At 67.9% G+C, this 19,560-nt stretch carries 17 protein-coding genes; 5 read left to right on the plus strand and 12 right to left on the minus strand.

The window, feature by feature from the left end; genetic code table 11:
* Positions 1 to 11: 11 nt before the first annotated feature.
* Both RIC11_RS10780 and RIC11_RS10785 read right to left on the minus strand, forming a co-directional pair.
* Positions 12 to 1,922, minus strand: a complete 1,911-nt coding sequence (locus RIC11_RS10780) for a protein-disulfide reductase DsbD family protein (protein ID WP_350211095.1) — start codon at positions 1,920 to 1,922, stop codon at positions 12 to 14.
* A gap of 211 nt (positions 1,923 to 2,133) precedes the next feature.
* A complete protein-coding gene (locus RIC11_RS10785; RefSeq protein ID WP_350211096.1) occupies positions 2,134 to 3,120 on the minus strand; it encodes an aminoglycoside phosphotransferase family protein in 987 nt (328 codons plus the stop codon).
* A 273-nt stretch (positions 3,121 to 3,393) separates the two neighbouring features.
* On the opposite strand from RIC11_RS10785, the gene RIC11_RS10790 reads away from it, so the two are divergent.
* The 3 genes from RIC11_RS10790 (at position 3,394) to RIC11_RS10800 (ending at position 7,022) form a co-directional block, all read left to right on the plus strand.
* Positions 3,394 to 6,246, plus strand: coding sequence for a zinc-dependent metalloprotease (locus RIC11_RS10790; RefSeq protein ID WP_350211098.1), 2,853 nt, complete (start codon positions 3,394 to 3,396; stop codon positions 6,244 to 6,246).
* A 41-nt stretch (positions 6,247 to 6,287) separates the two neighbouring features.
* Positions 6,288 to 6,635: a P-II family nitrogen regulator gene (locus RIC11_RS10795; RefSeq protein WP_350211100.1), complete on the plus strand. Its 348-nt coding sequence runs from the start codon at positions 6,288 to 6,290 to the stop codon at positions 6,633 to 6,635.
* Between the two features lie 63 nt (positions 6,636 to 6,698).
* On the plus strand, positions 6,699 to 7,022 hold the full coding sequence (locus tag RIC11_RS10800; RefSeq protein WP_350211102.1) for a hypothetical protein: 324 nt from the start codon (positions 6,699 to 6,701) through the stop codon (positions 7,020 to 7,022).
* Here RIC11_RS10800 and RIC11_RS10805 read toward each other — a convergent pair.
* The 9 genes from RIC11_RS10805 to RIC11_RS10845 form a co-directional block, all read right to left on the minus strand.
* On the minus strand, positions 7,004 to 8,002 hold the full coding sequence (locus RIC11_RS10805; protein ID WP_350211104.1) for a hypothetical protein: 999 nt from the start codon (positions 8,000 to 8,002) through the stop codon (positions 7,004 to 7,006). The genes RIC11_RS10800 and RIC11_RS10805 overlap by 19 nt on opposite strands.
* Positions 8,003 to 8,023: 21 nt before the next feature.
* On the minus strand, positions 8,024 to 8,209 hold the full coding sequence (locus tag RIC11_RS10810) for a DNA gyrase inhibitor YacG (protein ID WP_350211106.1): 186 nt from the start codon (positions 8,207 to 8,209) through the stop codon (positions 8,024 to 8,026).
* A gap of 8 nt (positions 8,210 to 8,217) precedes the next feature.
* Positions 8,218 to 8,556, minus strand: a complete 339-nt coding sequence (locus RIC11_RS10815) for an FmdB family zinc ribbon protein (protein WP_350211108.1) — start codon at positions 8,554 to 8,556, stop codon at positions 8,218 to 8,220.
* Positions 8,557 to 8,684: 128 nt separating this feature from the next.
* Complete coding sequence (gene grpE / locus RIC11_RS10820; RefSeq protein ID WP_350211110.1) at positions 8,685 to 9,269, minus strand: nucleotide exchange factor GrpE; 585 nt, start codon at positions 9,267 to 9,269, stop codon at positions 8,685 to 8,687.
* A 22-nt stretch (positions 9,270 to 9,291) separates the two neighbouring features.
* Positions 9,292 to 10,473, minus strand: a complete 1,182-nt coding sequence (gene dnaJ, locus RIC11_RS10825; RefSeq protein WP_350211112.1) for a molecular chaperone DnaJ — start codon at positions 10,471 to 10,473, stop codon at positions 9,292 to 9,294.
* A 354-nt stretch (positions 10,474 to 10,827) separates the two neighbouring features.
* Positions 10,828 to 12,447 carry a chaperonin GroEL gene (gene groL, locus RIC11_RS10830; RefSeq protein ID WP_350211114.1) on the minus strand — a complete coding sequence of 540 codons (1,620 nt, stop codon included), beginning with the start codon at positions 12,445 to 12,447 and terminating at the stop codon, positions 10,828 to 10,830.
* 136 nt (positions 12,448 to 12,583) lie between these two features.
* Complete coding sequence (gene groES / locus RIC11_RS10835; protein WP_350211116.1) at positions 12,584 to 12,886, minus strand: co-chaperone GroES; 303 nt, start codon at positions 12,884 to 12,886, stop codon at positions 12,584 to 12,586.
* Between the two features lie 172 nt (positions 12,887 to 13,058).
* Positions 13,059 to 14,744: a chaperonin GroEL gene (gene groL, locus RIC11_RS10840; protein ID WP_350211118.1), complete on the minus strand. Its 1,686-nt coding sequence runs from the start codon at positions 14,742 to 14,744 to the stop codon at positions 13,059 to 13,061.
* A 321-nt stretch (positions 14,745 to 15,065) separates the two neighbouring features.
* Positions 15,066 to 16,310, minus strand: a complete 1,245-nt coding sequence (locus RIC11_RS10845; RefSeq protein ID WP_350211120.1) for a Y-family DNA polymerase — start codon at positions 16,308 to 16,310, stop codon at positions 15,066 to 15,068.
* Between the two features lie 227 nt (positions 16,311 to 16,537).
* Here RIC11_RS10845 and RIC11_RS10850 point away from each other — a divergent pair, with 227 nt between their 5' ends.
* Positions 16,538 to 16,951 carry a GlcG/HbpS family heme-binding protein gene (locus tag RIC11_RS10850; RefSeq protein WP_350211122.1) on the plus strand — a complete coding sequence of 138 codons (414 nt, stop codon included), beginning with the start codon at positions 16,538 to 16,540 and terminating at the stop codon, positions 16,949 to 16,951.
* 188 nt (positions 16,952 to 17,139) lie between these two features.
* Here the strand turns inward: RIC11_RS10850 and RIC11_RS10855 are convergent, their stop codons facing one another.
* Positions 17,140 to 18,330, minus strand: coding sequence for a hypothetical protein (locus RIC11_RS10855; protein ID WP_350211124.1), 1,191 nt, complete (start codon positions 18,328 to 18,330; stop codon positions 17,140 to 17,142).
* A gap of 409 nt (positions 18,331 to 18,739) precedes the next feature.
* On the opposite strand from RIC11_RS10855, the gene RIC11_RS10860 reads away from it, so the two are divergent.
* Complete coding sequence (locus RIC11_RS10860) at positions 18,740 to 19,486, plus strand: redox-sensing transcriptional repressor Rex (RefSeq protein ID WP_350211125.1); 747 nt, start codon at positions 18,740 to 18,742, stop codon at positions 19,484 to 19,486.
* The last annotated feature ends 74 nt before the right edge of the window (positions 19,487 to 19,560 follow it).

Consider the following 19,560-nt stretch of genomic DNA (forward strand, 5'->3'; position numbering starts at 1 on the left):
CGCCTTCGGCCTCAGCGCAATGCGCCGGCCGGCCGGGCCTCGCCGATCTCGATCTCGGGGCCGGCGGTCGCTTGCGGGTTCGCTTTGACCGCGCCGGCGCTGGCGAGCGCTTCGAGCAACTGCTCCTCGGTGAGCACGTCGGGCAGCAGGATCGGGTCGTCCGGCCGGTCGGCCGGGAAGATGGCCAGGAACGGGATGCTGCGGCTGCCGAGGCGTTCGAGCGTCTGCTTGATGGTCTCGCTGCGGTCGGTCCAGTCGGCGAGGATCGGCGTCACGCCGTTCTCCCTCACGACGCGAGCCACCCCCTCGGTGTTGATGACGAACCGCGAGTTGTACTTGCAGGTGGGGCACCAGTCGGCGGTGAAGTCGACCAGCACGGTGTCGCCTTGGCTCTTGGCCGCCTCGAGCGTCGCGGGGCTGAACGGCACCCACGGCAGCTCGTGATCGCTCGGCCCCAGCGCCCAAAACGACGCGAACCCCGTCACGACGGCGGTCGTTATCCCGAGGCCCCAGGCCCGTGCGCGGGCGGCGGCCGACTTGGTGAGGGGCGTCGACCCGATCCACCAGCACGCGAACCCCACGCCGACCAGCGTGGCCAGCGTGGGCAGGTAGACCGATTCGCCGAGTGTCGCGATCAAGTACACGACGGTCGCCATCAACACGAAGCCCATTAGCTGCTTGAAGGTGACCATCCACGCGCCCGGCTTGGGCAACACCTTTATCAGCGACGGGAACGCGCCGATCAGCAGGTAGGGGGCCGCCATTCCGAGCCCGACGAACAAGAAGATCAGCGCGGTGATGGCCGGCGGCTGGCTGAGCGTGTAGCCGAACACCGGCCCCAAGAAGGGGCCGCTGCACGGCGTGGCGAGCACCGTCGTGAACACGCCCTTGAAGAACGCGCCCGAGTAGCCCTCCTTCGCCTGCAAGTCGTTCGCCTTGCCCACGCCGGCGAAGCCGGGAATGGGGATCTCCCACACGCCGAGGAAGCTCAGCGCCATAGCGAAGACCAGCACCACCATGCTGACCTTGAACCACGAGAGGGTGTACAGCTCGCCCCAGCCGAAGCTCTGTTTCGCCAGTCCGAGTTGGGCGAGCGAGGCCAGCACGGCGAGCAGCAAGAAGACGCTGATCAGGCCGGCCGAGTAAGCCAGATTCATCGTCAGCACGCGCCGCCGGTCGTGCCCCGCCTGTTCAGCGAACGAGAGCACCTTCAGCCCGATCACCGGCAACACGCACGGCATTAGGTTCAGGATCAAGCCGCCCAACAAGGCGAAGCCGAGCTTGACCGCGAGCCCGCCGCTCGCCGCGTCGGCCATCGCCGCCGACTCTCCCCCCGTCGGCGACGGCGCGCCGGGTTGTGCGAAGGGGGGAGGCTCGATCGAGCCGGGCGGAGCGAGTTCGGCCAGGAACGTCGCCTCGACCGCGTTGCAGGCGACTTCGGTGCAGGCCTGGAGGTCGGCCTCGCCGCTGATCTTCAGCCCGGCCGGATCGGCGCCTTCGGGCAGCGCGATCGGCGCCCGCCACGTGACCTCGCCGGTGTGCTCCTCAAGGACCAAGCCCGGCCAGATCTGCTCGTCGGTGTGCTTCTCGGGGGGCGGATCGGCGACCCAGTCGCCGACGCGACGGACGCCCGAGCCCTCGTTGATCGAGAGCTTGGTCGGCTGCGGTCCGCCCTTGGCTTGGGTGACCGAGTAGATGTGGTAGCCGTCGGCGACCTTGGCCGTGACGGCCAGCATGGCGGGCGAGGTCTCGGTCGGGGCGGTGAACCGCGCCGACACGGTGACCAGTTCGCCGTCGGGCTGGCCTGCGCCGAAGTCCAGCCCATCGAAGACGCCCCCCTTGAAGCCTTCAAGGTTCAGCTCGGTCGAGCCAGGGCTAGACTTCGACTGGGCTGCGGCCGCCGAGCCCAACAGCGCGCCCACAAGGCAGGCGGCGCAGGCGAAGGATCTATAACGGTCGGGTCGGCACATCGGCAGTTTCGGCGGCGCCGGCGATGAAAGGCGTTGGGGGCGGAGGGGTACCCGGGGATCGAACTGAATATCCCCGGGAATGGCAATTCGACGCAACCGCACGCCGGTCGGTTCGTCGCGCCTGGCCCCGGACGTGAGCTGCCGCACGTTCGACTGGGGGCCCTCACTCCGCGGGTAGCCGCATCGCTATCGAGCGGAGTCGTTCGGTCACAGCGGCCTGATCCCAACCGCCCCGGTCGCGGCCGGCGAGCCACTTCCGCCAATTGTCGGCCGCAATCACGGCGTTCGCCTGGTCGAGGGCGGCTACCAGCTGGCGATCGATCGGTCCGGCGGCCGCTGCGTACAGATCGACGACGAGGTCGCGCAGCCGACGGTCGCCAGCCGCGAGTTCTCCGGCCAAACGCGCGACGTCGGCCTCCGCCAAGTCGACCCGCATCGCGCCGAAGTCGACTACGCCCGACAGCCGCCCATCGCGCAGCAGGAAGTGGTCGGGCCGCGCGTCGCCATGGACGATCACCGTCGGGGACTCCTGTTCCCGATAACGCAACAGTCGCTGTGCGGTCGCCGCCGCGGCCCGGCGTGCCGTAGCGACGACACCCGCCAGCCCGGGGGGGGCGTTGGACAGATCGGCGGCCTCGCTCGGGTCTTCACCAGCCGCGATCTCTCGGAGCCGATCGATCCGCTGGGCGACCGACCAGACGGGCGCACCCCGTGGCGCCTGGAGGCCGCGGGCGGCTCGGTGCAGCGCGGCCAGGCCGCCGATCGCCGCCTTGAGTTCCTGCTGCGACGGCTTCGCTCCCAGCGGAGCGCCTTCGAGCCAGGGCGAAGCCTCCCAGGAAGCGCCGTCGGGATCGCGGAGGGGCCATCGCTCGGCGCCTTGCCCGGGCAAAGGAACCGCGACGAAATCGCAACCTCGGTGAAACAACTCGGCGAGAGTTTGCGTAATCCAACCGAGTCGCGCCTCGGCCATTTCCGCGGGCCAGCGGCGGACGGCGTACGCGCGATGGCCGTCGCACACCCGCCAGACCAAAGCATCCGACATCCCGCCACCGGCCGCGCACCAGGCGACCTCGGCCGCCGCGAAGAGGCGACGTTCGACTTCTCGCCGTATCCGGGTCGGGGCGCCGGGCGGGGTAGTTGGTTCGGGCATGGCGGGGTGGGCTGCGGCCTTCCCAAAAAAGAGGGGGCCGTCTGTTACTTCGCCTGGGGCATTTTGGCCGGCTGCGGTAGCTTTGATGTGTGGAACGACTCGGCGAAGTACGGCGTCGTGGGGTATAGTTCCGCGCCTCGCCAGGCGTGTCGCTGCCTATTATTCCTAGAACGCCGGTTGTGACAGCGTCGAAACGGCCCGCCGCCGCCGCCGGGCAGGCCGCGGGAACCGCCTCTGGGACGCCCGAGTCCCTAATTAAGAGAACCAACTGATATGACGCGTAGGACCCTCCGCCCGCTGTGCTGCCTCACGCTCCTCGCCCTGGGAGTGGCGCTCGCCACGCCGCACCGTGCCGCAGCGGACGAGTCCTCCGGCGGCGGTAGTGCGGCCGACTCGGCGCAGCAGGCGCCCGGCGAAGCCGGCCCGATCGCCGCCGGAAGCAACGGCGGCTCGAGCAGCGATTCGTCGGACAAGGCCGACGAGGACTCGAAGCCGAAGTACCCGCCCGCCTCGAAGGTGCTGAAAGACACCAAAGAGATCGAAGGCGTGGTCAAGATGCACCTGTCGGACGAGAAGCTCTTCGCCGAGCTGAAGTCGTCCGACTTGGACAAGGACTTCATCGTCCTGATCACGATCGCCAAGGGCATCGGCCAGGCGCCGCTGCTGGGCGGATACAGCTGGAACTTCGACGACAACTGGGTGTGGCAGTTCCGCAAGCAGGGGGACAACATCCACATTGTCCGCCGCAACGTCCGCTTCAAGGCCGCCAGCGGCACCCCGACCTCCGAGGCGGTGAAGCTGGCCTACACCGACAGCATCCTGTTCAGCCTGCCGATCGCGTCGCGCGGCTCGGGCGGCTCGTACATTGTCGACCTGTCGCCGGTCTTCTTGACGGACCTGCCGCAGATCAGCCAGGTGTTGTACGGCTTCTCGTTCAACAAGCAGCGGAGCAGCTGGGGCTCGGTGACCGGCTACGACCAGAACGTCGAGATCCAGGTCGCCGCCACCTACGCGTCGTCGGGCACGCGCTACCTGGAGACCGTGCCGGACTCGCGCGCGGCCACGATCAACGTCCACTACTCGATCAGCCGGTTGCCGGACACCGACTACGAGCCACGCGAGGCCGACGACCGAATCGGCTACTTCCTGACCGCCGTCAAGGACTTCTCGAAGAAGGACCCCGACGACCGGTTCGTACGCTACATCACCCGCTGGAACCTGCAGAAGGCCGACAAGTCGGCCGACGTGTCGGTCCCGAAGAAGCCCATCAAGTTCTGGCTCGAGAAGACGGTGCCCTACCAGTACCGCAAGCCGATCCGCGACGGCATCGAAGAGTGGAACCTCGCTTTCGAGAAGGCCGGCTTCTACAACGCGATCGAGGTCGAGCAGCAGCCCCAGAGCGCCGAGTGGGACCCGGGCGACATCAACTACAACACGTTCCGCTGGATCACCTCGGGCGCCGGCTTCGCCATGGGCCCCTCGCGGGTCAACCCGATGACGGGCGAGATCCTCGACGCGGACATCATCTTCGACGCGGACTTCTTGCAGGCCTGGAAGCAGGAGTACGAGCTCTTCACGCCGCAATCGATCGCCGCGCTCACGGGCGGCCCGATCGACATCGAGTCTTACGAGGCCCAACAGCGTAGCCTGCCCGCGCGGCTTCGTGGCCACCAGCACACGGGCCGCTGCAGCTGCAACCTGCTCGGCGGCGCGGCTCGGCAGATGGCCTTCGCGGCGACGATCGCCGCCACGCGCAAGCGCTCCACCGAGGAGCTCGACAAGCTGGTCAACCAGGGCCTTAAGGAAGTGACCATGCACGAGGTCGGCCACACCCTCGGACTGCGGCACAACTTCAAGGCGAGCACCCTTTATTCGCTCGACCAGATGAAGGACGTCGAGAAGACCCGCAAGACCGGCCTGGTGGCCTCGGTCATGGACTACGCGCCGGTCTTCATCCTCCCCGAGGGAGAGCCGGAGGTCGACTACTACACCACGACGATCGGTCCCTACGACTACTGGGCGATCGAGTACGGCTACAAGCCGCTGAAGGACGAGAAGGAGGGCCTCGAGAAGATCGCGTCGCGCAGCGGCGAGCCGGGCCTCGCATACACCACCGACGAAGAGACTCGCGGCATCGACCCCGACCCGCACAGCCGCCGCTTCGACTTCAGCAACAACCTCGTCGACTACGCGAACCTCCAAGTGGAGCTCGTCCGCGAGGCGCTGCCGAAGGTCGTCGACGACCTGGTCGAAGAGGGCGAGGGTTACCAGAAGGCGCGGCAGGCCCTCGGCGTGCTGATGGCCCGCGAGGGCGCGGCGGTCTTCAACGTGGCGCGCTACGTCGGCGGCGTCTACCTGAGCCGCTCCCACAAGGGCGACGACAACGCGCCCGAGCCCTTCGAGCTCGTCGATCCGGAGCGGCAACGCGAGGCGCTCGCGTTGGTCTCCGAAGAGCTGCTCGGCGAGCAGCCGTTCAACGTGCCGCGTTCGCTCTACAACAAGCTCACCCCGTCGAGGTGGAGCCACTGGGGGGTCCGCTCGACCTCCCGGATCGACTACCCCGTCCACCAGACGATCCTGATGTGGCAAGACCGGGTGTTGGACCAGCTGCTCAGCTCGCTCACCCTGACGCGCTTGCACGACAACGAGCTGAAGCTCGACCCCGACGAGGACGCGTTGACCGTCGCGGAGCTGATGTCGACGCTCTCCGACGCGGTCTTCGCCGAGATCCGCGGCTTCGAACCCGGCGAGTACACCAACCGCAAGCCGCTCATCAGCAGCCTCCGACGCAACCTGCAACGGAGCTACCTCGAGCGGCTCGCCACCCTGGCGCTCGACCGGACCACCGCGCCGGAGGACTGCCAGACGCTGGCCTACGCCGAGCTGGCCGACCTGAGGAAAGAGATCGACGAGCTGCTGGAGGACGACCCGGAGATCGACCGCTACACCTCGGCGCACCTGCGCGAGGCGTCCGACCGCATCGAGAAGACTCTCAAAACAGACCGGGTCTTCGAGCGCGCCGGCGGCGGGGGCCTTTTCTCTACTCTGATCTTCGGCGCCGAACCGGGCGCCGAGGGCCAGGCCCCGGTACTATCGGCCGACCCAGAAGGGTATCCTTCCGACTGACCGCCGCCCTCCCAGAGCGGCGGAATCCGTCAGGCGGCGGCATGAAGCTGATCATCGCGGTTATCCAACCGACCAAACTCGAAGCTGCGCAGCAGGCGCTGGCGGCGATCGGCGTCACGCGCCTGACGGTGGCCGACGCGATGGGCTTCGCCCGGCAACGCGGCCACGCAGAGACCTACCGCGGCCACGAGTACGAGACCCATTTGCTCCGCAAGGTCGAGTTGCAGATCGCGGTGAACGACGACTTCGTCGAGCCCACGATCCACTGCTTGGAGGAGCACGCACGGACCAGCAAGGAGGGCCACATCGGCGACGGCAAGGTCCTCGTGCTGCCGCTCGCAGAGGCCTACCAAATCAGCGACGGGCTGACCGGGCCCGGCGCCGTGTGAATGCCTTGCGGCCCTTTGTCGGGAGATCCGTTCTTGTCTGCCGTGCTCGTGACAACCGACCTTATGGCCACCTCCACCGCCGACGGCGCGGCCCGTGCGGCGGGCGTCGAACTGCAGACCGTGCGGCCCGCCGACGTGCTCGCGGCCATCGACGAGTCGACTCGGCTGGTCGCCTTCGACCTCACGGCGAAGGCCGCCGACCTGCCGGCGCTGGTCAGGTCGCTCCGCGAAGCGGCGCCGCGCGTGACGCTGCTCGCGTACGGGCCCCACGTGCACGAGGCGAAGCTCGAGCAAGCCCGCCAGGGAGGGTTCGACGTGGTGCTGAGCCGCGGCGCGTTCCATCGCCAGATGGGCGAGTTGCTCGCACGCTACGCGGCAGGCGACTGAGCCGGCTGGTTCAGCTCGTCGATCGGCTGGCCGTCGATGTCGCGACGCAGCAGCAGGTAGACCGCGCCGAACGAGGCGAACGCGTAGGCCGGGTAGTAACCCCGCGCCAGGCGGACCGCCGCGCGGGCGAACCAGCCGGTCGGCTCCCGGAGCATCCCCTCCGCGCCTGTGACCACGGCGAGCAGCCAGGCGGCCAGGCCCAGCGCCGCTTCGAGGAGCGTCGTCGTGAGGAGGCCCACCGCCGCGGCAATCGCCGCGTACCAAGCGAGTCGGGCGACGCGCTGCGTTGCGTAAGCGAACGCCCGGCTAGCCGCATCGAACGCGTCTGCCCCATCGACAGCCGTGGCGGCCAAGGCGATCGGCAGCCCGACGACCGCGGCCAGCGTGAGAACCGCCAGTGGGATCGCCGCGAACACGAAGCCTAGCGGCGCGAGGGCTTCCGCAAGCGGCGGCCCGCCGACGAGGCGCGTCAACGCCGCCAGGGACCACAAGACCGCCGCGACCAAGCCGGCGGGCGCCGCCAGCAAGGCGGCCGCCGCGAGCACCGACGGCGTGCTCCGGATCCCGCTAAGCAACGAGCGGAACACCCCGCGGCCCGCCGCCCTGGTCAGCCTGAGGGCCGTGATACGAATAATCGCCGCGCCGATCGCCACCCACAACACCGCGGCGACGACCCCCCAAGCCGAGGGCTCGCGGTAGTTGAACACGCCCGACCAAACGTGCGCCGCCACGAGCCAGGGCCGCGCCGGGCCGAGCGGCGCGTCGGCGGCGGCGGATCCTATCGCCGCCGCGGCGAGGCCGCCAACGACCATCGGCCACCCGGCGACGGCTTCCGGGACCCGCAGCAGCAACAGCCACGGCGCGACCGCCGGCCAGTCCATCCGACGCAGCGGCTCGGCGGGCAGACGCGGCAGCGGGCGGTCGTCCGGCATGGTGGAGCGGGTCGCGTGCGTAGCGATCGCCGGCGACAGGGGGGGCACGGCGGGCGAGGGGCGTCGGAGCTAGGCGTCTTCCGGCTCGCCCTGGTCGGGGTCGTCGTCGGGGTCGTCGGGGTCGGGCAGGTGCGGGAGAGAATACCCCTCCTCGAGCCACCGACCCAGGTCGATCGTGCGGCACCGCTCGCTACAGAACGGCATCGCCGGCGTTTTTGCCGGATCGAATTGGTTGTCGCAAACGGGGCAACGCACCGAGCGGGTCACTCCTTCTTGGCCGACTTCGTATCGGACTTGGTGGAAGTGTTCTTCTTGGTGTCGGACTTGCTGTCAGGGGCCGCCGACGCCGATTCCGACTTCGACTCGGACTTCTTCTCGCCCGACTTCTTGTCCTTCTCGGCCGCCTTCTTGTACGAGTCGCTGCGGTAGTCGGTCTCGTAAAAGCCAGACCCCTTGAAGACGACCGCCGCACCCGTCCCGAAGAGCCGGCGGAGCTTGAGCTTGCCGCACTCGGGGCACTTTTTCTTCACGGGCTCGGAGATCTGTTGGAACAGCTCGAACTCGTGGTCGCACGCGTCGCAGACGTAGTCGTAGGTTGGCATTGGATGGGCCCGCGAATCACGCGAATAAAGGAACAGATGGAAGGTCGCCTCGTTTCTGCGCTTCGCCGTCTATCGAACCCTCCGCCGAGTCTCTTGGACTCGTAGGGATAGGCTCGTCCCGCTGGTATTCAGCTTTCCGCCGGCCCCGACGACACGATCACCTGCGCCGGCCGGAGGACGCGGTCGTGCAGCTTGAAGCCGGACTGGGCCGTGTGCAGGATCGCCCCGGCGGCGAATTCCTCGGACGGCTGTTGGAGTATCGCCTCGTGGAAGGTCGGGTCGAATTCGACGCCGGCGGTGGTGTCGATCGGCTCGCAGCCGTGCCTAGAAAGCGACTCGGCCAGCTGCTGCCGGACCATCTTGAAGCCGGCCGCCAATTCCTTAGCCTCGCCCGACTTCTCGGCCGCCTCGAGCGCGCGATCGATGTTGTCGATCGCGGGCAAGAGGTCGCGGGCCAGGTCGAGCGGGCCGTATCGCCGCGCGTCGGACAGCTCGCGGCGGGCGCGGTTCATCACGTTCTGGAGCTCCGCCTGCAGCCTCAGGACGCGGTCTTCCGCGGCCGCCAGCTGCACCTCGACGCTCGGCTCGGCGTCGGCCGCCGGCTCGTCGGCGGGGTCGCCCGCCTTGAAGATGACGGTCTCGCCCGGCGCCGTTTCGCCTTCGGCCTGGGGCTCGGCGAGCGCGTCGTCGATGTCGTTGGGATCGGTTGGCATGGCGCTTGGCCCGGGTTCGTGGTCAGTCGTCGGCGTCGCCAGCCGACGCCGCGTCGGCCGCCGCCGGCTCGCCGTGCTCGCCGACGAAGTAGTCCTTCAATTGCTGGAAGAAGCTCTTCCGCTGCGGCGCGACGTTCTTGTGCTCGAGCTCCGCGAGCTGCCGCAGCAGCTTCTCCTCTTCCGGCGAGAGCTTCTTGGGCACCTCGATGATGACCTGCACGAGCAGGTCGCCCAACCCGTGCCGGCGGGGGTCGGGCATGCCGCGGCCGTCCAGCCGCAGGATGTCGCCGGACTGGGCGCCCGGCGGCAGCTTGATCGTGTCGCGGCCGTCGAGGGTGGGCACCTCGAGCTCGCACCCGAGCGCGGCCTGCGTGTAGGTGATCGGGATGCGGCAGATCAGGTGCTGGCCCTCGCGCTCGAAGAGCGGGTGGTCGAGCACGCTGATGAAGCAGTAGCAGTCGCCGGGGGGGCCGCCGTCGGGGCTCTTTTCTCCCTCGCCGGCGATCCGCACGCGGGTCCCCTCGTCGACGCCGGCCGGGATGCGGACCTCGGTCGCGACGGTCTTCAGCCGCTGCCCCGTGCCGCGGCAGGGCCGGCACGGCTTGCTGACGGTGCTGCCGGCGCCGTGGCACGCGGGGCAGGTGGTCTGCATACGGATGATGCCCGCCGCCTGGACCACTCGGCCGTGGCCGCCGCAGTAGCCGCACATCTCGCGGGTGGCGCCCGGCGCGGCGCCGGTTCCGCCGCAGTCGTCGCACGCCTCGTGGCGTTGGAACTGGACCTTCTTGGTGACGCCATCGGCCGCTTCGTGGAGCGTGAGTGTGACGTCGCACCGCACGTCGCGTCCCGGGTGCACGCGGGCGCGGCCGCCGCGACCGCCGCGACCGCCGGCGCCGAACATGTCGCCGAAGATGTCGCCGAACGCGCTGAAGATGTCCTCGACGTCGTTGAAGCCGCCGGCGCCGCCCCGCGCGCCGTTCACGCCCGCGTGGCCGAAGCGGTCGTAGCGGGCGCGCTTCTCCTTGTCGCCGAGCACCTCGAACGCCTCGGCGGCTTGCTTGAACAGCGTGACCGCGCCCTCGTCGCCCGGGTTTTTATCCGGGTGGTGGAGGATCGCCATCTTGCGATAAGCCGAAGCGATCTCGGCGTCGGTCGCGTTGCGATCGACGCCGAGCACTTCGTAGTAGTCACGTTGAGCAGGCATCTATTCGTGGGGCTTCTGGGACCACGGATGAACGCGGATGAACACGGGTGTCCTAGCGGTCGATGTGCCGAACGAAGTCAGCGGAATGGTCGCCGTTCTCAGGAACGACCACTTTCTTCAGGTCTTGCCAGCTACGATATGCCTTTTGCGGCATCCCAGGCGGGTGGAACACGACGTTTGGCTGCTCGATCTGGCCCGTCTCTACTCGCAGGAGACGCGCATTGGTACGGAAGCCAGCCGCTCCGCATCCGAGTTCATCCGTGTTCATCCGTGGCTTACTCCCGTCAGCGAACCGGGCCACGCGCCGTGGTGCGGCGGTGGCCCGGCGGGCTGTGACGATCGGGTTGGTCGCGGTCAGCGGACGCTGCCCACGACGCCGCGCTTGTCGTCGTCCTTCGAGTCGTAGTTGGTCACCAGGGCCTCGGTCGTCAGCAGCAGGCCGGCGATGCTGGCGGCGTTGCTGATGGCGGTCTTGACGACCTTCGCCGGGTCGATGATGCCGGCCTTGAACATGTCGACGTACTCGCCGGCGTTGGCGTCGTAGCCGATGTTCTTGCCCTTCTGGGCGACCTCGTCGGCGATCACGCTGCCGTGCAGGCCGCCGTTGGCGGCGATCTGCTTGAGCGGCGCGTCGAGCACGCCGAGCACGATGTCGACGCCGATCTTCTCGTCGCCCTTGGCCGAGGAGCGGGCCGCCTCGACGGCCTCCCTCGAGCGGAGCAACGCGACGCCGCCGCCGGGGAGGATCCCCTCTTCGACGGCCGCGCGGGTGGCGTGCAGGGCGTCTTCGACGCGGGCCTTCTTCTGCTTCATGTCGGCCTCGCTCGACGCGCCGACCGAGATGATCGCCACGCCGCCGGTGAGCTTCGCGAGCCGCTCCTGCAGCTTCTCCTTGTCGTAGTCGCTGGTCGACTGCTCGATCGACTTGCGGATCTGCTCGATCCGCTTCTGCACGTCCTCGGTCTTTCCGGCGCCCTGCACGATGGTGGTCGTGTCCTTGGCGGCCGACACCTTCTTCGCGCGGCCCAGGTGCTCCAGCGTGACGCTCTCGAGCTTCACTCCGAGGTCCTCGCTGATCAGCGTGCCGCCGGTCAGCGTGGCGATGTCGCCGAGCATCGCCTTGCGGCGGTCGCCGAAGCCGGGCGCCTTGACGGCGGCCACGTTCAGCACGCCGCGCAGCTTGTTGACAACCAGCGCCGCGAGGGCCTCGCCCTCGACGTCCTCGGCGATGATCAGCAGCGGCTTGCCCTTCTGGCTGACCGCCTCGAGGACCGGCAGCAGGTCGCGCAGGTTGCTGATCTTCTTCTCGTGGATCAGCAGGTAAGCGTCCTCCAGGACCGCCTCCATCGAGGTCTGGTCGTTGATGAAGTAGGGCGAGAGGTAGCCCTTGTCGAACTGCATGCCCTCGACGAACTCGAGGGTCGTCTCGGTGGTCTTGCCCTCCTCGACGGTGATCACGCCGTCCTTGCCGACCTTCTCCATCGCGTCGGCCAGCAGGTCGCCGATCACCCGGTCGTTGTTCGCGCTGATGGCGCCGACCTGGGCGATCTCTTCCTTGCTGCTGACGTCCTTGGCGGCCTCGTCGAGGTGGTCGCACACGGCCTGGGCGGCCTTCTCGATGCCGCGACGCACGGCGGTCGGGTTGCTGCCCGCGACGATGTTGCGGGCGCCCTCCTTGAGGATCGCGCGGGCGAGCACCGTGGCGGTCGTGGTGCCGTCGCCGGCGAACTTGCTCGTCTTGTCGGCGACCTCGTGCACGAGCTTCGCGCCCATGTTCTCGAAGGGGTCTTCCAGCTCGATCTCCTTAGAGACCGTGACGCCGTCCTTCGTGACGGTCGGGCCGCCGAACGACTTGTTGATGATCACGTTGCGGCCGGTGGGACCCATGGTCACCGCCACCGCGTCTGCGAGCTTGTCGACGCCGGCGATCACCTTCGCCCGCGCGGCGTCGTCGAACATGAGTTGTTTGGCCATTGTGGTTCCTGTGTGGTTTGGGCCGCGGGTCGGCGGTTGAGCCGGCGTGGTTTGTCAGACGGATGCCAGACTGCGAGAGGCCACTTGGGGCTGTTCCGATCTCGCCTCTGTCAACGCGAGTCTCGCATCTCCGGGGTCAGCCGGTGACTTTCGCGAGCAGGTCCGACTCGCGGAGGATCTTGTACTCGTCGCCGTCGATCTCGACTTCCGACCCGCCGTACTTGCCGTAGATGACCTCGTCGCCGACGGCGACCGACAACGCGCCCCGCTCGCCCGAGTCGAGCAGTTTGCCCGCCCCCACGGCGACCACCTTGCCGCGTTGCGGCTTCTCCCGCGCGGAGTCCGGCAGCACGATGCCGCCGGAGGTGACCTCCTCCGCCTCGAGCGGGGAAACGACAACGCGGTCGTCCAGGGGACGCAGATTGATGCCTTTGGCCATGGATTGGATTCCTTTGTGACGGTGTATTTGCCGCTTCTTCGAAGCGTTGATTGGTTTGAAGCTATCGGCTGTCAGCCATTGGCTGTCGGTGGGCGCCGCGGAGTCTGTTGGGGCAGAGTCTCTCGGGGGCGTCGCCGACAGCCGATAGCCGACGGCGGGCCCCCCTCGTTCATCACATCATGCCGGGCATGCCACCCATGCCACCCATGCCGCCCATGCCACCCATCCCGCCCATGCCGTGGTCGTGATCGTGGCCGCCGGCTTCGTCGTCGTCGTCCTTGGGGGCGTCGGTGATGAGCGACTCGGTCGTCAGCAGCAGCGCCGCGACGCTCGCCGCATTCAGCAGCGACGTGCGGACCACTTTGGCCGGATCGATGATGCCGGCCGCCACCAGGTCGACGTACTCGTCTTTGTCCGCGTTGTAACCTTCGTTCTTGCCCTTCAGGTTGCGGACGCGGTTGACAACGACGGCGCCGTCGACGCCGGCGTTCGCGGCGATGCAGGAGAGCGGGTAGCTGAGCACGTTCTTGACGATCTGCGCGCCGAGCTTCTCGTCGCCGGCCAAGTCGAGCTTGTCGACGGCCTTCTCGCTACGCAGCAGCGCGACGCCGACGCCGGGGACGATCCCTTCTTCGAGGGCCGCGTGGGTGGCGGCGCGGGCGTCGTCGAAGAGGTCTTTGCGCTCCTTCATCTCGCTCTCGGTCGACGCGCCGACCTTGATCTGCGCGACGCCGCCGGCGAGCTTCGCCAGCCGCTCCTGCAGCTTCTCGCGGTCGTAGTCCGAGTCGGTTGAGTTGATTTCGGCGCGGATCTGGTCGGCGCGGCCCTTGATGGCGTCCTTCGATCCGGCGCCGCCGACCATGGTCGTCGTGCCGCTGGCGACGATCACTTTCTTCGCGCGGCCCAGGTCGGAGAGCTGAACCCCGTCCAGCTTGATGCCGAGGTCCTTGAAGATCGCCGAGCCTCCGGTGAGCGTGGCGATGTCGCCCAGCATCGCCTTGCGGCGGTCGCCGTAGCCGGGCGCCTTCACGGCGCAGACCTGCACGATTCCACGCAGCTTGTTGACCACCAAGGTGGCGAGGGCCTCGCCCTCGACGTCTTCGGCGATAATGAGCAGCGGCTTGCCGCTCTTGCTGACCGCTTCGAGGAGCGGCACGAGCAGCTTGGCGCTAGAGATTTTCTCCTCGAATACCAGCACCTGGCAATTCTCGAGGACGGCCTCCATGTCGTCTTCGTTGGTGACGAAGTGCGGCGACAGGTAGCCGCGATCGAACTGCATGCCCTCGACGACCTCGACGGTCGTTTCGGCGGTGCGGCCCTCTTCGACCGTGATCACGCCGTCCTTGCCGACCTTGCTGAACGCGTCGGCCAGCACCGAGCCGATCGTTGGGTCGCCGTTGCCGGCGATCGTGGCGATGTGCTGCAGCTCCTTCTTGTTCTTGACCTCGATCGGGTCGGCGAGCTTCTCGATCGACTTGCCGACCGCCTCGACCGCCTTGTGGATGCCGCGGCTGAGGGCCATCGGGTCGGCGCCCGCGGCCAGCATCTTGAGGCCTTCGCGGAAGATGCCCTCGGCCAGCACGGTGGCCGTGGTCGTGCCGTCGCCGGCGACGTCGTTCGTCTTGCTCGCGGCTTCCTTCACGAGTTGGGCGCCGAGGTTCTCGTACGGGTCGTCCAGGTCGATGTCTTCGGCGACCGTGACGCCGTCCTTGGTGACCTTCGGCGACCCCCAACCCTTGTCGAGCACCGCGTTGCGGCCACGCGGGCCTAGCGTGCTCTTCACGGCCCGGGCCAACTTCTCGACCCCCAAAGAGAGCGACTTGCGGGCGTCTTCGTCAAAGACCATCTGTTTTGCCACGGCGAATAACCTCCGGCGGGGAGAATGGCTGCGGCTGGCAGTCGCCAGCGGGTTTATTGAGGGCCCTGCGTCGCCCCCCCTCTGGAGAGGCGGCTTAGGCAGGCTCGCGTGCTTGGCAGGCCAACGCCTGCCATGGCAGGCGCACCTTCACCGCGCCGCGAGTGAGCAACCGGCGTGCCAGCAGCCGTAAAGCATTTGAGAGAAGCCGTTTGTGGAGAATCGCTCGATGCCCAGCGGCAACCGAGCGAGGCCGGTCTGCCATATTGGCGCCGGTTCGTTGAGGGCGGCAGCGTGGCCGCTGGGGGCTACTGCCGTTGGGGGCTACTGCCGTTGGGGCGGCGCGCGTTGCGGCTCGAGCTCCGGAATGTGCTGAAAGGCGATCCGCGGCGGGGCCGCCGCTCGCGCGTCGTGCATCGAGGCGAAGTACATCGAGCCGGTCCCGAAGCGGTTGTTGACCGCGTCCATGGCCCTCGCCGCGCTCGCCGCTTGTCGGTCCTCGGCGAAGAGCGGAAGGCTTCGGCGCCGGGCTGGCTCTAGCTTCCAGAGCGTGACCGATACCTTCAGCGGAACGGCCGTCCTGTCGTCTGGCCCGCGGAGGCGCCAAGCCGACTCGAATGCCTTGAGCATCGTCGGCGTATCGTCGCAGGCGGCCAGGCAAGCGCGGCCGCGCCACTTGCCCCCGCCCAGGTGGTTCACGCCGAACTCGATCCGCCGAGCCACCAGCTCCGCCTTGCGGAGCCGGGCGGCCGCCTTGTGGATCAACCGCACCAGGGTCGCGCGGCTGGTCGCTTCGGTGCGATCGGGCGGGGCGAGCACCTTGGAGTGCCCGATGGTGCGGCGCTGGGTGGCCCGCTCGTCGGCCTCTTCGCCGCGTAGCCAGTGCCACCAGAGGCCGCCGACGCGGCTGCCCCAGACTTCGATCATCGCGTCCTTCGACAGCGCGCAGAGCGCCCCGGTGGTCCGTACCCCGCGTGAGGCGAGGCGTTTCTCGAGGTTCGGGCCGATGCCCGTGAAGTCGCGGAGCTTCAGCCGGTGCAGTCGGTGCGGGAGCTCTTCGCGGGTGATGATCGATAGGCCATCGGGCTTGTGGAGGTTGCTGGCGAGCTTGGCGAGCAAGCGGTTCGGCGCGAGGCCGATCGACGAGCGTAGGTGCTCGCCCACTTGGTTCGCGATAGCCGTCTTGACGCGCCGGGCAACCGACGAGGCGGATGTCGCGTTCCTGTCTGGCGTCGCTAGCCGGCAGGCCATCTCGTCGATCGAGCAGATCTTGGTCACGGGCAGAACCGAATCGACCGTCGCGACGATCCGGTGGTGCATCTCCACGTATCGCTCGTGCCGTCCCTTCACGAGCACGAGCCCCGGGCACTGCCGCCGCGCGGCGCCGACGTTCGTGCCGGTGCGGACGCCGTAGGCCCGGGCCTCGTAACTCGCGGCGATGCACGACGTTCGATCGGTCATCGCGGGCACGACCGCAACCGGCCGCCCGCGCAGCTCCGGGCGGAGCTGTTGCTCCGCCGAGGCGAAGAACGCGTTCATGTCGAGGAACAGCCAATCGACCTCGGCCATCGCGGGGCGCCTTGCGGTATGGGGACACGCGTACACTATCGACCGGCGGCGGCTCCGTCAATCAACTTCTCCCGACAGAAGTTCAGCCGCTGACGATGCGCAGGAACGTGCGGATGCGGCTCGCGGCTTCTGACTCGCATCTGCTTGTAAGCCGTCAGGTCACACGCCGGAAAGTGCATCCGAATCCGTCTGCGTTCATCTGCGGCCAACTCCCACTGGAGACGACCATGCCATCCGCTATCGGAATCACCTTGAAGCAAGCCCAGGCCGCTGTTGAAGCGGCGATGAAGAAGTCGCAAGAGATCGGGACCGCGATGGACATCGCCGTGGTCGACGCCGGCGGGAACCTGACGGCCTTCGCGAAAGAAGACGGCGCGTGGCAGGGCTCGATCGATATCGCTCAGATCAAGGCCCGCACGGCCCGCTATTTCGACATGCCCACGGGCGAGGTCGGGAAGCTCTCGCAGCCGGGCGGCCCGCTCTACGGGATCGAGCACTCCAACGGCGGCCTGATCACGTTCCCCGGCGGCTTGCCGATCAAGGACAAGTCGGGCCAGATCATCGGCGCGATCGGCGTCAGCGGCAGCACGGTCGAGAACGACCACACGGTCGCCGAGGCCGGGGTGGCTGCCGTCTCGTAGACGCGTCGTGCCGGGCTGCTAGAGAAAAGAAAAAAGGCGGCCCGGTCCAAGGTGGACCGGGCCGCCCTAATCGTCTTGACCAGACCTCTTTCTCAGTCGGCGGCCGCCGCTACGAGGGGCGGCCGGCTCAGAGGGGAGGCTTCGCTAAGCCCCGCCGCGGGCGGCGGGGCCGTTCTCGGTCATTCAACTCAGCCGTTGCAGCCGCAGTCGCCCGCGGGGGCGCCGCAGTCCGAGCAAGGGGCCTCGGCCGCACCGGCGCCGCCCGCTTCGGGGCAGTCCGGGTTGGTGCAGAGGACCTTGCAGGGGATTTGCTTGCAGACGACTCGCGGCACGCACTTGGTCACCGTGTAGGGGACCTGACGGGCCTCGCACTTGTAGCAAGTGACGGTCTTGCAGCACTGCTGCGGCACGCAGACGTTGTAGCACACGGTCTTCGTGCGGCACTCGGGAACCATCTTGCAGACCTTGTAGGTGCAGGTCTTGCACTCGGGCACCATCTTGCAGACCTTGTAGCAGCAGGTCTTCGTGCGGCACTCGGGAACCATGCGGCAGACCTGGTAGGTGCAGGTCTTGCACTCGGGGACCATCGTGCAGACCTTGTAGCAGCAGGTCTTCGTGCGCGGCTCGCACACGTACTTCGTGCAGCAGATCTCTTTCGTCTCGCAGGTCGGGACCCAGACCTTCTTGCAGCAGGTCTTCGGCTCCGTGGTGCACTCGATCTTGCAGCACGAGCCCGGCTGGTAGCAGCAGGTGCAGGTGCAGGGGTCGTAAACCCACTTGCCCGGCGTGCGGACCGTGCGGTAGTAGGTCTTGCCCGGGATCGTGTAGGTCTCGGTCTGCCAGCTGCCGCCGTTGACCGTGATCGTCTTCGTGTAGGGGACCGCCTTGCGGACGTAGTAGGTCACGTCGCGGGTGCGGGTCTCCCACACCGGCTTCTGGACCGTGTAGGTGCGGGTCTTGGTCTCGTACACGGGCTTCATGACCGTGTAGTTGATCTCCCGCTGGCGGGTCTCCCACACCGGCCGGTTGACCGTGTAGGTGCGGGTCTTGGTCTCCCACACGGGCTTCATGACCGTGTAGTTGACCTGCTTCTGACGCGTCTCGGTAACGTACTTCGTGTAGTTGACAACCTTCTCGTAGGGGACCCGCTCGTAGCAAGTGCGGTAGCGGGTCTCCTCGACGCGGTCCATCACCGTGCACCGCTCGGTGCGGTAGATGGTGTGGTAGTGCGGCGCCTCGCAGACGCCCTCTTCAACCGGGCAGCAGGCGTCGCCGCCTGCGCTGGCATAACGTGCCGCACAGTTGCACGCCGCGTTTGCTTGCGAACCCGCAAGCGAAACGACGGCGGCCACGAGCGGCAGACCGTACAAACGTTTCATTGGTTTGTCGCCTCCTCAAGAAACAGCTGGGGGTAGTGGGGGGTCTGGTCAAGACAGACAAAATCCGTCCGTAGTAAGGTCGGGATACTCAATCCGCGCCCCTTAGCTGTTCTTCCTAGATTCCGCTGTCGGCGCCGGCGCCCCGGTAGGGTCACTTTGCGCGACCCAACTCTTTTGCCACGCGTGACTTACCCTCGCGCGGCGCATCATTCGTGGGGCCGTTCGCGACGGTTGTAGCGGCGGCGGCTAGGGGCCCCGCAGCCTCGCCACTGGGGCGCCGGCCTAGCAGAGCGGGACAAATTGCGACTCGCCCGCTGGCGCCGTAGATTCGAGGTTGTCGGCCGAGCCGCCCGGCCGTTCACGGCCGGGGTGTTTCGCCGGGAAGCCACACCGCGACCGAACTGCCGGCATGTCCGAATCCGCCGAACCCAGCCCATCGAACGGCCCCCCGTCTGCCCGCCCGCAGGATCGGCCGGGCGCGAAGGGCGATGAGGCGCGCACCCCTCCGAAGGCGGTCGTCAGCCGGTTGAGCCTCTACTTGAGAGAGCTGCAGCGGGTGCTGCGTAACGGGGACCAGACCATCAGCTCCAGCCAGCTCGGGAAGATGCTCGGCTTCACCGACGCCCAGGTCAGAAAGGACTTAGCCTACTTTGGGCAGTTCGGGCATCCGGGGGTTGGCTACCGGTGTGAAGAGCTGGTAGCCGCGATCCGACGCATCCTTGGCACCGACCGGGAATGGGTCGTTGCGATCGTGGGCGTGGGCAACTTGGGCCGCGCGTTGCTGGGGTACCGGGGATTTCGGCCCCAGGGCTTCCGCGTCGCGGCGGCGTTCGACAGCGATCCGGCGAAGGTCGGGATGAGCTTTGGCGGCGTCGCGGTCGAGCCGATCTCGTCGCTCGAGAGCACCGTGCGGCAGCACGGGGTGACGCTCGGCCTGATCGCGACGGCGGCCGAATCGGCGCAGGGCATCGCCGACCGGTTGGTCGCTGCGGGGGTCGTCGGTATCCTGAACTTCGCCCCGGTCACTTTGTCCTTGCCGGAAGGAGTCGCACTGGTCGGTGTGGACCTGGCGACCGAACTGGAGCAGCTCAGCTTCTCGGTCGCCAACCGTCAGACGACCGCCAGGGCCTCGCCGCCGATGGGAGACAGCCGTTAACTCGACGGCCGATTTCGGTTAGCCTGTCCGCGTTGGCGGAGGGAGATCGCCCGGCAGCGGAGCCTGCCGAGCCG

Source organism: Botrimarina sp. (assembly GCF_040219535.1).
Taxonomy (GTDB): domain Bacteria; phylum Planctomycetota; class Planctomycetia; order Pirellulales; family Lacipirellulaceae; genus Botrimarina.

Coding starts and splice junctions, on each gene's coding strand:
- RIC11_RS10795 (WP_350211100.1), top strand. CDS start 6,288: ATGAAGCTGATCATCGCGGTTATCCAACCGACCAAACTCGAAGCTGCG.
- RIC11_RS10790 (WP_350211098.1), top strand. CDS start 3,394: ATGACGCGTAGGACCCTCCGCCCGCTGTGCTGCCTCACGCTCCTCGCC.
- grpE (WP_350211110.1), bottom strand. CDS start 9,269: ATGCCAACCGATCCCAACGACATCGACGACGCGCTCGCCGAGCCCCAG.
- groES (WP_350211116.1), bottom strand. CDS start 12,886: ATGGCCAAAGGCATCAATCTGCGTCCCCTGGACGACCGCGTTGTCGTT.
- RIC11_RS10815 (WP_350211108.1), bottom strand. CDS start 8,556: ATGCCAACCTACGACTACGTCTGCGACGCGTGCGACCACGAGTTCGAG.
- RIC11_RS10850 (WP_350211122.1), top strand. CDS start 16,538: ATGCCATCCGCTATCGGAATCACCTTGAAGCAAGCCCAGGCCGCTGTT.
- RIC11_RS10855 (WP_350211124.1), bottom strand. CDS start 18,330: ATGAAACGTTTGTACGGTCTGCCGCTCGTGGCCGCCGTCGTTTCGCTT.
- RIC11_RS10845 (WP_350211120.1), bottom strand. CDS start 16,310: ATGGCCGAGGTCGATTGGCTGTTCCTCGACATGAACGCGTTCTTCGCC.
- RIC11_RS10800 (WP_350211102.1), top strand. CDS start 6,699: ATGGCCACCTCCACCGCCGACGGCGCGGCCCGTGCGGCGGGCGTCGAA.
- RIC11_RS10785 (WP_350211096.1), bottom strand. CDS start 3,120: ATGCCCGAACCAACTACCCCGCCCGGCGCCCCGACCCGGATACGGCGA.
- RIC11_RS10860 (WP_350211125.1), top strand. CDS start 18,740: ATGTCCGAATCCGCCGAACCCAGCCCATCGAACGGCCCCCCGTCTGCC.
- groL (WP_350211114.1), bottom strand. CDS start 12,447: ATGGCCAAACAACTCATGTTCGACGACGCCGCGCGGGCGAAGGTGATC.
- dnaJ (WP_350211112.1), bottom strand. CDS start 10,473: ATGCCTGCTCAACGTGACTACTACGAAGTGCTCGGCGTCGATCGCAAC.